Here is a 13,952-nt window from a genome sequence, read left to right on the forward strand (position 1 = left end):
TCACTCTTCTTTTTTCTTACGACGGCGTTTATTTTCAGATTTATTTTTTTCATCCGAATTATTTTCTTTGTCTGCTTTTATGGCATCGTTATCAGTAATTTCCTCACCAGTCTGTTGGTTGACCATTTTCATTGACAATCGTATTTTACCACGTTCATCAAAATCCATTAATTTAACCCAAACCTTATCACCTTCTTTAACGACATCAGTTGTTTTTGCAACGCGTTCTGATGCAAGTTGGGAAATATGAACAAGTCCATCACGTGAGCCAAAGAAGTTTACAAATGCACCAAAATCTGCTGTTTTTACGACAGTTCCTTGGTAAATTGTACCAACTTCAGGTTCATCAACAATCGAGTGTATCCATTGTTTTGCTGCTTTGATGGTTTTAACATCAGTGGAAGCTATTTTAATAGTTCCATTATCTTCAATATTAATTTTAGCACCAGTTTGCTCTACAATTTCTCGAATTACTTTTCCGCCAGAGCCAATAACATCTCGTATTTTATCAACAGAAATATTCATAATTTCTATACGTGGAGAAAATTCACTAAGTTCATCACGTGCACTGGTTAAAGCTTTGGACATTTCATTGAGAATATGAATTCGACCTCCTTTGGCTTGTTCAAGGGCAATTTTCATAATGTTTTCTGTAATGCCATCAATCTTTATATCCATTTGCAAAGCAGTTATACCATTCTCAGTCCCCGCTACTTTAAAGTCCATGTCACCTAAGTGATCTTCATCACCTAAAATATCGGATAAAATAGCAAATCGCTCACCTTCTTTAATTAAACCCATAGCAATACCTGCAACCGGCCGTGTTAAAGGAACACCAGCATCCATTAATGCAAGTGAAGTTCCACAAACAGTTGCCATTGATGAAGACCCATTTGACTCGGTGATTTCTGAAACAGCACGAATAGTATAAGGAAAAGACTCTTTCGTTGGCATCATAGGATGGATAGCACGCCAGGCTAATTTTCCATGCCCAATTTCGCGACGGCCAGGAGAACCGATCCGTCCTGTTTCACCTACTGAAAATGGTGGGAAATTGTAATGGAGCATAAAAGTTTCTCTATACATACCTGTTAAAGAATCGATATATTGCTCATCTTCACCAGTTCCTAACGTTGCAATAACAATTGCTTGTGTTTCACCACGAGTAAAAAGTGCTGATCCATGTGTTCGTGGTAAAATACCAACCTCTGATTGGATTGAACGCACTGTTGAAAGATCGCGTCCATCAATACGCTTTCCTGTGTCAAGAATATTCCAACGAACAATTTTTGCTTGTAACTGTTTAAAGACGGTTGCAATCTGATCCGCAGTAAATTTACAGTCCTCTTCGGGTTCTGGCATAAATTTATTGATAACTTCTGTTTTTATGGCATCAATTGCAGCATAGCGCTCTTGTTTATCAGTGATTGTGTACGCTTTTCGTATGTCCTCTTCAGCTATTTCTAACATAGCCTTTTCAAGGTTAGATAGGTCTTCAGGAACAAAATCGCGCGGATCCTTTGCTGCAACCTCTGCAAGTTTTATGATGGCATCAATAACAGGTTGAAAACTTTGGTGCCCAAACATAACGGCACCTAACATAACTTCTTCAGATAATTCTTGCGCTTCTGATTCAACCATCAATACCGCACTTTCTGTTCCAGCAACGACAAGATCAAGCTTTGATTCAGGCATTTCATCGATATTAGGATTCAGAATGTATTGTCCGTTACAGTAGCCGACACGAGCACCAGCAATAGGACCCATAAAAGGAACACCTGAGAGAGTCAGTGCAGCAGAAGATGCAATCATTGCAAGAATATCAGGATTATTTTCAAGATCATGTTGTATAACAGAAATGATAATTTGCGTATCATTTTTGTATCCATCGGCGAAAAGAGGGCGAATCGGACGATCTATTAAGCGTGAAATTAAAGTTTCGCTTTCAGTTGGTCGACTTTCACGTTTGAAATAGCCACCGGGAATTCTACCAACAGCATAGGATTTTTCTTGATAATTAACAGTGAGTGGAAAAAAATCTTGATCTGGTTTGGGATTTTTTGCCGATACGACGGTGGCTAAGACAACGGTCTCACCGTAAGTAGCAACTACTGCACCATCAGCTTGACGCGCTATCTTTCCTGTTTCAAGGATGAGTGGCCGACCGGCCCATTCAATTTCTATCTTGTGCGTTTTGAACATTTTTTATCCTTAATGGCCAGTGCTCACATTCCATTTTTGTGTAGCATATTTAAAACCATGGGCAGGACAACAAGACACTCTTGTCTTTTAAAAAAGAGAGGAATAAATCGCACTCAAAATGCAAGTACCCAGCGATCTTGTCCCATGACGATTATTCAATAGTTTTTAAAGTTTTTAACTAAAAACAGCAAGCCGGAATAAATAGGTGGATTTTTATAAAAATGTCATCCCCCCCGTTTTATTTAGCGACGTAAACCTAACTTCCCGATAAGTATTTGATAGCGATTTTGGTCAATGTCTTTAAGGTAATCAAGAAGGCGACGACGCTGAGACACCATTTTTAAAAGACCACGACGAGAATGATTATCATTTTTGTGCGATTTAAAATGGTTAGTTAAATTAGAAATACGTTCAGAAAGTACAGCAACTTGCACTTCTGGCGACCCTGTGTCACCGACTTTATTAGCATACTCCGCGATAATGGCTTGTTTACGTTCAGCTGTAATCGACATCGTATTATCCTTTCAAAAAATAAATAAATAAAAAACACTCCTAGCCGAGATGTCGTTCAGCAAGGGTTTACACGGGAACAAGAAAAGTCAAAGACTCTTAACTTGCACTGACATTTATATAAGAAAAAAGGAGAAGATGCTAGTCCTTTCAGGTATTTTGCAAGTATTCTTTAATAAATGGTTTTGTTTTGAAATGTTGATTTTAAGAATATTATATGAGAAATTTTAAAAGAATATGGATACTTTTAATACAAAAATGACTGTTTTGATAGCATGTTCATGATAATAAAAGTGATAGGATGCCGATTTGGAGGCAAAAAGTGCAGAGCATTTCAACATTAAAACTTTTTAGTAATTCGACATTTCGTAATTTATGGTCAGCTACTCTCGTTTCTAATTTAGGGGGACTTATACAGACTGTAGGGGCAGGATGGCTGATGGAATTGATTAGCTCTTCGCATTCTATGGTTGGACTCGTTCAAAGTGCCACAGTATTACCGCTTTTTATGTTTTCTCTAATGGCAGGAGCATTAGCTGACAATTTTAATCGGCGTAAAATTATGTTGTGTTCGCAGATTATGTTAATGATTTTATCACTGAGTTTGGTTATTTTATCCTATATAGGATTTATAACACCTTGGCTTTTGTTGTGCTTTACGTTTTTGATTGGATGCGGAAACGCTTTTTATAATCCTTCGTGGCAAGCAACCATGGGGGATATTGTAAGCAGAGAAAATATTCCTGCTGCCGTTAGCTTAAATAGTGTTGGCTTTAATTCAATGCGTAGTATAGGTCCTGCTATCGGTGGTTTTATCATTGCCACTTTAGGTGCTACAGCAGCTTTTTTGTTCAACGCGGTAAGTTATATTCTTTTAATTTGCGCATTGTTTTTTTGGAAACCAAATTATAAAAATAATACATTGCCACGGGAAAGGTTTTTAGGAGCTGTCGCAGATGGTTTGCGTTATGTTATGATGTCTCCTAATCTTCTTCGTATTATGGTTAGAGCGTTTCTTTTTGGTGTTGGTGCAATTTCGATTTTAGCACTATTACCAATTGTTGCACATAACATTTTTAAGGGAAGTGCTCTTCTGTATGGTACATTGCTTGGTTGTTTTGGTTTAGGAGCAATTGTAGCTGGTGTTATTAACTCACGTGTACGGCATTATTTTAGTTCAGAAAGGATCATTATAAGTGCATTTATAGGTTCTGCTTTTTCTTGCTTTTTTTTAGCTTTTAGTCGCTCATTAATTGTAAGTCATATTGTCTTATTTCCTGCAGGCTTGTGCTGGGTTTTGGCATTATCACTATTTAATACATCTGTACAGCTTTCGACACCGCGTTGGGTTGTTGCGCGTACTTTAGCACTATATCAGACTGCATCTTTTGGCGGTATGGCTATTGGAAGTGCAATTTGGGGAGCATTAGCAGATGGTTATTCTCCATCGGTTGCTTTAAGTGCTTGTGCTTTATTTTTGATTTTTGGAGCTCTTGTAGGGATAAAGTTTAAAATTCAAGAGATTCCCCAAATAGATCTTGATCCGCTTGATCACTTTAGAGAACCAGAGTTGTTGCTTGATTTGAAAGCACGAAGCGGTCCTATTATGATTATGATCGATTATCAAATTCATGAAAATGATCTTGAAGATTTTTTAAAGGTAATGACACGTCGTCGCCATATTCGTTTACGTGATGGTGCTCGTCAATGGGTTCTTTTACGTAATCTTGAAAGGCCTGAATGTTGGACAGAAGCTTATCATATGCCAACATGGGTAGATTATCTACGCCATAATCATCGTCGTACAAAAGCAGATGCAGAAGTGAATAAACATCTGCATCGCTTAAATTGTAACCCTAATGGTATAAGAGTGCATCGTATGATTGAAAGACAAACAATACCACAAGTCGATGAAATGCATTTAAAACCGTCTACTAATCATTTACTTTAGCGAGAGACAGTAGAGTGTAAAAATCAGTGAAGGAAGATAGCTTTATTACATCATTGATACAGTATAAGAAAATGTTCTTTCGTAAAACTTATCGTGGATAGATGCTTGTTATTTTAAACAATTGTAAAAATTCGCTTTGGTTTGAACTGACTTTTATCGAGAACGCCTATGGCAAGAAGTTGACCTTCATAAGTTACACGAACTTCATCTTCATTAATGGGTGTATTGCAATCATATAGAAAAACGGGATTCCCCATCATTACTCTCTGGGCTTGCATTTTATTAAGAGTATAATTAGAAAGGCAATTCAGTGCAGCGCTGGTTTCAACTAATAATTTATCAAGCATTGTGAAGTCTTTTGGAGGGACAGTAACGTCATTTGTATCTGGCGTTGTATTTTTACCCAGTTCTGCTGCTTTAAGTTCATCCCATGTAATGAGATCATCTTCACTAAAAGGAGCTACCATGGTACGTCTTAAGTCAGAAATGTATCCATAACAGCCAAGATCACGTCCCATATCGCGCGCTAAAGAGCGTACATAAGTTCCTTTCCCACATGTTATTTCAAAGATACTATACTCTTTTGTGTTGGTTTCGATTAATTTAAAAGTTTCTATTTCTACTTGGCGCGGAGAAATTTCAACAAATTCACCTTCACGAGCTAAATCATAAGATCGGTTGCCAGCAATTTTAATTGCTGAAAATTGTGGAGGTGTTTGTAAGATAATACCTGTATATTTAGGAAGAAGAGCAAGTATTTTTTCTTGTGTTGGACGTTTAGAAGATGTTTTAATTACTTTTCCTTCTAGGTCATCTGTTAAACGCTCTTCTCCCCAAGTTATATGAAAACGATAAGTTTTACTTCCTCTCATAACATAAGGAACGGTTTTCGTTGCTTCACCCAATGCGATTGGTAGGAGACCAGAGGCAAGAGGATCAAGTGTACCAGCATGTCCTGCTTTTTGTGCATTAAAAAGCTGTTTTATTTTTGAGACTGCTTCTGTAGATCTTATCCCTTTTGGTTTATCTAATATTATCCAACCAGAAATAAAACGGCCTTTTTTTGTGCGTTGCCTTGCCATGCTTTTTAATCCCCATTTTTGTTTTTGTAGTGTAGGTCACGTGCTACTTCAGGCGAACGGAGCAGGGCATCAATTTTTGAGAAATTGTCAAAACTATTATCAAGTTTAAAACGCAGCTCGGGCATATATTTCATTTGTCGCAAGGAATGACTTATTTCTTTACGGATAAAACGACTATGTTTATTTAAGATATTAATGACATCAACATTAGAGGTGTTATTATTAGGAGTATTGAGTGTGGAAATGAAACAAGTAGCAATTTTTAAATCTGGAGACATACGTACTTCAGAGACAGAAATCACAACATCCTTTAATGTATCGTGAAGTAAAATACCTCGTTGTAGCGCATGAGCTATTGTGTGACGTACTTGTTCTCCTACTCTTAGTTGGCGTTGTGATGGATTTATATTTTTCATTGAAGTTTTTACCTTTAATACAATTCTCCTTTCTTTGATTATTTAAAAGTATAAGAAAGAATAGAGATATTGCATAAAAATCTGATAGCTTTTTACAGTGGTATGAAAAGAAAAAGCTATCAGATTATTTTTTATAATGTGCGGTTAATATGCTCGACGCGGAAGGTTTCAATGATATCTCCTGTGCGCATATCTTCATAATTTTCGAATGCCATTCCACATTCTTGCCCACTTTGTACTTCATTGACTTCATCTTTAAAGCGCTTGAGTGTTTTAAGTTTTCCTTCATGAATGACAATGCTATCACGGATAAGGCGCACACCCGCTCCTCTTTCTATTTTACCTTCCGTAACGCGACATCCAGCAACTTTTCCAATTTTTGTAATATTAAAGACTTCTAAAATTTCAGCATTTCCAAGGAAAGTTTCACGCTGCTCTGGTGAAAGTAATCCTGACATGGCAGCTTTTATGTCATCAACAAGGTCATAAATTATGTTATAATATCGAATTTCAATTCCTTGTGTTTTAGCTGAAGAGCGTGCTTGTTTATTCGCTCGAACATTAAAACCAATTACAGCAGAGTTGGAGGCTTCTGCAAGAGAAATATCACTTTCAGTAATACCTCCTGCAGCAGAATGTACAACGCGCGCGCGTACTTCTTCATTTCCTAATTTTTCTAATGCTGAAGCGATTGCTTCAATAGATCCTTGTACATCTCCTTTAATAATAAGAGGAAATTCCTTCACACCAGTGGTTTGTAGTTTTGTCATCATTTGTTCAAGAGAACCTCGAGAACCAGTTTGTCGAGCTACAGCTTTATCTCGTGCTAATCGTTGACGATATTCAGAAATTTCTCGTGCTTTTGCTTCGTGAGCAACAACAGCAAAACGGTCACCAGCTTGTGGTGTCCCTTGCATACCCAAAATTTCAATTGGTGTAGAAGGAACAGCTTCCTTAACATGACGGCCATGATCATCTATTAATGCACGTACACGACCCCATTCATTGCCAGCAACAATAATATCGGAAGGATGCAATGTACCTTTTTGGACGAGAACTGTCGCAACAGATCCACGACCTCTATCTAATTTGGCTTCAATAACAACACCTTCTGCGGTTCGTTTTGGATCTGCTTTTAGATCGAGAATTTCAGCTTGAAGAAGGATAGATTCAAGAAGTTTATCAAGATTTTGCCCTGTTTTGGCAGAAACCTCTACTTCTAAAGTTTCTCCACCCATGCTTTCAACGAATACTTCATATTGCAAAAGTTCTGTGCGCACCTTTTGAGGATCAGCAGTTGGTTTATCAATTTTATTGATAGCAACAATAATGGGTACACCAGCATCTTTGGCATGATTAATTGATTCAATGGTTTGCGGCATAACACTATCATCAGCAGCAACAACCAGGACGGCAATATCTGTAACACGAGCTCCTCGAGCGCGCATGGCTGTAAAGGCAGCATGTCCAGGTGTATCAATGAAGGTAATTTTTTGACCGTTTTTCTCTACCTGATAAGCACCAATATGTTGTGTAATCCCCCCTGTTTCACCAGAAGCAACATTTGCTTTGCGAATAGCATCAAGAAGAGAAGTTTTTCCATGATCAACATGCCCCATAATTGTTACAACCGGTGGGCGTTGTTGCATTTTTTGAGGATTATCAGTTATGTTAAAGATACCTTCTTCTACGTCGGATTCTAAAACACGTTTGACAGTATGACCAAACTCAACGGCGATAAGTTCTGCAACATCTGCATCAATAATGTCGCCAGGCTTCATCATTTGCCCCTGTTTCATCAAGAATTTAATTACATCAACGGAGCGTTCAGTCATACGCTGTGCAAGTTCTTGAATGGTAATAGTTTCAGGAAGAATAACTTCACGAGAGATTTTTTCCCTTGGCTCTTGGTTTTGAGCTCGCTTAAATTTTTCTTGTCTGCGGCGCATTGCAGCCATTGAGCGTCCACGTGCATTACCTTCTTCATCTAGTGCACTATTGAGAGTGATTTTGCCGCGGCGTCTTTCTTCAGCACCTTTTATAACTTTAGGTGCTCGCACTTCTGATTTATTAGAGCTAGCACGCCGGTTGTGTTTGTTATCATCTTCGTTGTCATCATCTTTGCGCTTTTCAACTGCAGAGGTATTTTTGGGGGTTATAATGACATCTACTACAGGTTCTGGTTCTGTTTGAGGAAATACAGAAGAAATAGATGGAGTTTGTATTGTTGGATTTTCACCTTTTTGATGTATTTTTGTTTCTTCATCTATTTTTCGCATGCGTTCTTCACGCTCTTTAGCCTGCCGTTCTTGTTCTTTAGCCTTTTCAGCTTTTTCACGCATTATTTTTTCTTGAATATTCGCTTCTTCTAATGCACGAAATCTCGCTTTCATTTCCGTTGAGGAGAGATTATTTTGAGAAACAGTCTCACTTGGTATTGCTTCTTCAAATTGCGGTTTAGAGCGTTGAGTAGCCACATGTGGCTTAGTAATTGACTGTGATACTTCAGCTTTTTCATCAGGTCGTGTAATTTTGCGCCGCTTAGTTTCGACGACTACAGCCTTTGTACGGCCATGGCTGAAATTTTGCTTGACCGTACTCGTTTCTAGGACTGAACGTTTTAAAGTAAGCGTCCTTTTGACTGTTGTTTTGTCGTTATTATTTTCACTCATTGTATTTCCTTCACGACTTGTGTCGTCATTTCACTAGGCTTACTGGGCTTCTCATCACGATAGGCTATCAATTTGTGTATTGTTTTAAGAAACTCTTCTGTAGCTTTTGTGTTTAATAAGGCTGCATGTACTACAGGATTAGATCCGAAAGCCATTTTCATTTCATCATTTGTAAATAAAGATATGGTTTTTATACTTCTACCCATTTGTTGTTGTACTGAATAAATGGCTTGTGAAATTTTTCGTTTTCCATCTTCTGTAGCTTCTTTCGCATGAAGTACGAGGGCGACTTGACCAGAACGGATAGCTGCATCAACTTTTGTCGCTCCCGTGATAACAGCACCCGCTTTTCGCATCATAGAAAGGCTTCCAAGAGCAGCTTTTAGCAAAAGTGTATCTACAATATGCGCAAGATTTGATGCAACTTCAACATCTGTTTTAAAACTTTTTTTAAAAGCTTTTTGTTTAATCGCTTCTTCAATGACAGAATGATGAGCAGATATCCACACACCACGTCCGGGTAAATTGGATTTAAGGTCAGGAACTATTTGATTATTGGGACCAATAACAAAACGGATCAGCACTTTTGCTGAAGCATTCTTTCTTGTCACAATGCAGGTCCGCTCATTCATTTAAAGTGTATCCACATCCAAATTATTTTTCTGTTCACTTTCTGCAGATTCTACAGAATTTTCTTCTACAAGATCATTTTGATCTATCCAACCTGCTCGTACACGAGCGGCTAAAACCATAGCTTCCGCATCTGCGCGTGTAATATCAAATGGGGTAAGTATACCAGAAAAGTTTTGTATTTGTCCTTCTTTACGTTCTCTCCATCCTGCTAAATCATCGACTGCATAACCTGCAAAATCTTCTATTGTTTTCACACCATCTTCTCCAACAGCAACCAACATAGCACTTGTCATTCCAGGAAGTGTTTGCAGTTCGTCAGAAACGCCGAGTTTTTTACGCTTTTCATCAAGCTCTTTTTCTTTTCGTTCTAGATACTCACGTGCACGACTTTGAATTTCTGCAGCGGTTTCATGATCAAAACCATCAATGGAAGAAATTTCTTCAAGATCAATGTAGGCAATTTCTTCAATGGAGGAAAAACCTTCTGATGCTATAACTTGTCCAATCATTTCGTCAACATCTAAACATTCCATAAACAGCCTACTGCGCTCAGTAAACTCTTTTTGACGGTTTTCAGATTCTTCTTGTTCCGTTAAAATATCGATATTCCATCCCGTTAATTGCGAAGCTAAACGAACATTTTGTCCACGTCGACCAATAGCTAGACTGAGTTGATCATTAGGGACGACGACTTCGATACGCTCCGCATCTTCATCAAGGACAACTTTGGATACTTCAGCGGGTTGCAGTGCATTAACGATAAATGTTGCAGCATCGGGTGACCAGGGAATAATATCAATTTTCTCACCTTGTAATTCTGCAACAACAGCTTGAACACGACTTCCTCTCATTCCTACACATGCCCCAACAGGGTCAATTGAACCATCACGCGAGACAACAGCAATTTTTGCGCGTGAACCTGGATCACGGGAAACAGATTTAATTTCTATAATACCATCATAAATTTCTGGGACTTCCATGGTAAAAAGTTTTACCATGAATTGAGGATGTGTGCGTGAAAGAAAAATCTGTGGACCGCGAGATTCACGATGTACATCACTGACAAAGGCACGAATACGATCTCCATAGCGGAAAGATTCACGGGGAATTAATTCATCGCGTCGTACGATAGCTTCGCTGCGTCCTAAATCAACGATAACATTACCATATTCTACACGCTTTACTGTACCAGAAATAATTTCACCAATTTTATTTTTAAATTCTTCGTATTGTTGTTCACGTTCTGCATCACGTACTTTTTGTACAATAACTTGTTTAGCAGATTGTGCTGCAATGCGTCCAAAATCCATGGGCGGTAAAAGGTCAGGTAAAAGATCACCGATTTTTGCATCTGCTTGGCGTTTTAATGCGTCAGATAAAGCGATTTCAGTTGTATAATCTTCAACAGTATCAACAACTTTAAGCAAGCGTTGTAATTTAATTTCACCTGTTTTGGAATTGATTTCAGCACGGATATTGGTTTCTTGACCATAACGAGAACGTGCAGCTTTCTGAATAGCATCGGCCATAGCAGAAATAACAATTTTACGGTCAATCGACTTTTCACGTGCAACAGCATCTGCAATTTGCAGAATTTCAAGCCTGTTAGCGCTTATAGCCATTGATTTTCTCCTTTTTTAAGCCACAGGATGAGCATTGATACCAGTGATTAATTCTTATCATTTAGGGCCTTTTTTGAGATGTTATAATTATTTTCAGAAATTAATTGTTGATTTAAATCTTTATTTTTTTTCAATGCATCGCGAATAAGTTCGTCGGTAAGAATCAAATGCGCATCAATTATGCTATCAAAAGGAATAGAAATACACATAGCATCTTTATGAGCATTTTTGTCCGTATTTAAAGTAAAACCATCTTGCGTAACATTTGCGAGTATCCCACGAAACTTCTTACGTCCATCAATTTCTACGTTCGTTTCAATTTTTGCAACATGCCCTTGCCAGTGAAAAAAATCAGATTTTCTTACTAAAGGGCGATCAATACCAGGAGATGAAATTTCTAAATGATATTTACGTTCAATAATATTTTGTACATCAAGAAGGGGAGAAATAGTTCGGCTAACAATTTCACAATCTTCTATTGTCATAGAACCATCAGCACACTCAGCCATAATCTGAAGCGTTAAACCATTTAAGCCAAGGAGTTTAATACGAACCAACCGAAAGCCTAAAGGCTTAAGCACCGGTGTAATAAGGGTAGCGACCTGTGCTTCTATACCATTTTCTTCAAATAGACGGGGCTCATCAATATTGTTCATTCTTTCAGTTTTACCCATACATTTTATGCAAGTTGGTTTTATTGGTTTTATGACATTAAAAAAGAGCGGGTCCAAACGGCCCACTCCTCATCATAAGACCAAGAATTTATTAATTGATATCTCTAAATTTAAAATTTTTCAAGTTGTTTGTTATAAAAGTGTTAATATCATTTATTTCTTGGTAAAAGTAAAATAGGCGGGTGTTTGTCCTTTATGTAGAGCTTTTTTTTCATAACGTGTCCCTGGCCATAAAGGATAAGGATTTTTCCAATCTTGAGGTTTTTCTGCTCCCCATTCAAAGCTGTGATGGTGGGTGAAATGATATAGGGTCCAGTTTATATAACTGTCTACATCACTGACAAAACGAAAATTTTTACCTGTTTTTAGAACACGAGCGAAACGGTTGAGATTTTTTACATTAATGAATCGTCGTTTCCAATGTTTTTTCTTAGGCCATGGATCGGGATAAAACATATCTATTCCATCAAGTGATGCATTTGGCAGCCAATCGAGCAGGTGTGCAGCATCATTATCATACAGGCGAAGATGATTTTTATGCTCTGGATGTTGTTCAATAGACATTAAAATTTTCGCCATGCCATTGATAAAGGGTTCTACGCCGATAAAGCCGGTATTTGGATAATGTTTCATTTCATGGAATAGATGTTCGCCTCCACCAAAGCCAATTTCTAGTCGGATTTCTTTGACTTTATTAGAAAATAAATATGTTAAGTTTGAAGGTGCAGGGACATTCAAATTAATGTTAAGAGTTGGAAGAAATGTTTTTATACGTGCACACTGAGTTTGGCGTAACCGCTTTCCTTGTCGGCGACCAAAAAAAGCTTCATTTATACGTGTATTATGTACAATCATCATGGTGTTGTAATCATTGTTTGAAGTGTTTTAATGAGATCTGTTTTTTCCCAAGAAAATGAACCATCACGCTTTGGTTTGCGTCCGAAATGACCATAAGCGGCTGTTCTTGTATAAATAGGCTTGTTGAGACCAAGATGCTTTCTAATTCCTGTTGGTGAAAGGTCCATAACTTTTCGGATTGCAGATTCGATAATACTTTCATCGACTTTACCTGTTCCATGAAGATTAAGATAAATGGATAAGGGTTGTGCAACACCAATTGCATAAGATAGTTGAATAGTGCACCGTTCTGCTAAATTAGCTGCAACAATATTTTTAGCTAGATATCGTGCAGCATAAGCTGCAGAGCGATCTACTTTTGTTGTATCTTTTCCCGAAAAGGCTCCTCCACCATGAGGAGCTGCACCTCCATAAGTATCAACGATAATTTTGCGTCCCGTTAGTCCGGCATCGCTTTGAGGGCCACCAATAACAAATTTTCCTGTTGGGTTAATGTACCAACTGCATTGGTCAGAGATGGGAATATCGTGCAGAGCTTGACGAATATAAGGCTCAACAACTGTGCGTACTTTGTTAGAATCCCAATTTTCATCTAAATGTTGTGTTGAAAGAACTATGGATGTTACTTCAATAGGTTTTCCATTTTTATATCGTACTGTTATTTGACTTTTAGCATCTGGTCCTAGCTTTCCAGTCTCTCCTTCTTTTTTATGGCGCGCTTCGGCAAGAAGTTTTAAAATTTTATGCGCGTAATAAATGGGGGCAGGCATGAGATCTGGTGTTTCTCTGCAAGCATATCCGAACATAATACCTTGATCACCAGCCCCTTCTTCACCATGCCGATCCATAGCGTTATCAACTCCTCGTGCAATATCAGTTGATTGGGGACGCAAAAAAACGTCGATTTTAACAGTTTTCCAATGAAAGCCTACCTGTTCATAACCTATTTCACGAATAGCTCGGCGTGCAACAGAACGAAAACGAGTAGGGTTAATGAGTGGAGAACCAGTTTCATCATAAATAAATTCTTTATTTTTATTTCTTTTTAAGAGTGTATCAGGAACACGCACTTCACCAGCGATTACAACACGATTTACACTTACTAAAGTTTCACAAGCAACTCGTACTAACCATAAATCAGTACCAGTTTTTTGTGCTTCTTTATAGATCATATCAACGATTTCATCGGAAATACGATCACAGATTTTATCAGGGTGTCCTTCCGATACAGATTCACTAGTAAAAAGATAATCTTGATGCGGCATAGGAACTCCTTCAAAAAAGAAAATTAGCACTCTATTAATCGTCTACTAAAATTTCTCTTATTTGCCA

At 37.9% G+C, this 13,952-nt stretch carries 11 protein-coding genes; 1 reads left to right on the top strand and 10 read right to left on the bottom strand.

Annotated elements, in window-relative coordinates; all coding sequences use genetic code 11:
* Both pnp and rpsO read right to left on the bottom strand, forming a co-directional pair.
* Complete coding sequence (pnp, locus tag V5N68_RS01050) at positions 1 to 2,202, bottom strand: polyribonucleotide nucleotidyltransferase (RefSeq protein WP_332065338.1); 2,202 nt, start codon at positions 2,200 to 2,202, stop codon at positions 1 to 3.
* 242 nt (positions 2,203 to 2,444) lie between these two features.
* Positions 2,445 to 2,714: a 30S ribosomal protein S15 gene (gene rpsO / locus V5N68_RS01055; RefSeq protein WP_332065339.1), complete on the bottom strand. Its 270-nt coding sequence runs from the start codon at positions 2,712 to 2,714 to the stop codon at positions 2,445 to 2,447.
* A gap of 320 nt (positions 2,715 to 3,034) precedes the next feature.
* On the opposite strand from rpsO, the gene V5N68_RS01060 reads away from it, so the two are divergent.
* The gene (locus V5N68_RS01060; RefSeq protein ID WP_332065340.1) at positions 3,035 to 4,663 is read left to right on the top strand and encodes an MFS transporter; all 1,629 of its coding nucleotides are present in this window, start codon (positions 3,035 to 3,037) and stop codon (positions 4,661 to 4,663) included.
* Between the two features lie 113 nt (positions 4,664 to 4,776).
* On the opposite strand, the gene truB is transcribed toward V5N68_RS01060, so the two are convergent.
* The 8 genes from truB to metK all read right to left on the bottom strand — a co-directional run bounded on the left by truB (position 4,777) and on the right by metK (position 13,885).
* Positions 4,777 to 5,745: a tRNA pseudouridine(55) synthase TruB gene (gene truB, locus V5N68_RS01065; RefSeq protein ID WP_332065341.1), complete on the bottom strand. Its 969-nt coding sequence runs from the start codon at positions 5,743 to 5,745 to the stop codon at positions 4,777 to 4,779.
* A 5-nt stretch (positions 5,746 to 5,750) separates the two neighbouring features.
* The gene (gene rbfA / locus V5N68_RS01070) at positions 5,751 to 6,161 is read right to left on the bottom strand and encodes a 30S ribosome-binding factor RbfA (protein ID WP_332065342.1); all 411 of its coding nucleotides are present in this window, start codon (positions 6,159 to 6,161) and stop codon (positions 5,751 to 5,753) included.
* Between the two features lie 131 nt (positions 6,162 to 6,292).
* Positions 6,293 to 8,833, bottom strand: coding sequence for a translation initiation factor IF-2 (gene infB, locus V5N68_RS01075; RefSeq protein ID WP_332065343.1), 2,541 nt, complete (start codon positions 8,831 to 8,833; stop codon positions 6,293 to 6,295).
* A complete protein-coding gene (locus V5N68_RS01080) occupies positions 8,830 to 9,465 on the bottom strand; it encodes an RNA-binding protein (protein WP_332065344.1) in 636 nt (211 codons plus the stop codon). The genes infB and V5N68_RS01080 overlap by 4 nt, the downstream gene beginning before the upstream one ends.
* Positions 9,466 to 11,088: a transcription termination factor NusA gene (gene nusA, locus V5N68_RS01085; protein ID WP_332065345.1), complete on the bottom strand. Its 1,623-nt coding sequence runs from the start codon at positions 11,086 to 11,088 to the stop codon at positions 9,466 to 9,468.
* 47 nt (positions 11,089 to 11,135) lie between these two features.
* Positions 11,136 to 11,786, bottom strand: a complete 651-nt coding sequence (rimP, locus tag V5N68_RS01090; protein ID WP_332065430.1) for a ribosome maturation factor RimP — start codon at positions 11,784 to 11,786, stop codon at positions 11,136 to 11,138.
* Positions 11,787 to 11,915: 129 nt separating this feature from the next.
* Positions 11,916 to 12,617 (bottom strand): tRNA (guanine(46)-N(7))-methyltransferase TrmB, encoded by a 702-nt coding sequence (locus V5N68_RS01095; RefSeq protein ID WP_332065431.1) that lies wholly within the window; start codon positions 12,615 to 12,617, stop codon positions 11,916 to 11,918.
* A complete protein-coding gene (gene metK / locus V5N68_RS01100) occupies positions 12,617 to 13,885 on the bottom strand; it encodes a methionine adenosyltransferase (protein ID WP_332065346.1) in 1,269 nt (422 codons plus the stop codon). Before metK ends, V5N68_RS01095 begins: the two co-directional genes overlap by 1 nt.
* Positions 13,886 to 13,952: the final 67 nt, after the last annotated feature.

Origin of the sequence: Bartonella eidoli (genome assembly GCF_036576145.1) — a bacterium.
In the GTDB taxonomy this organism is placed as follows: Bacteria; Pseudomonadota; Alphaproteobacteria; order Rhizobiales; family Rhizobiaceae; genus Bartonella.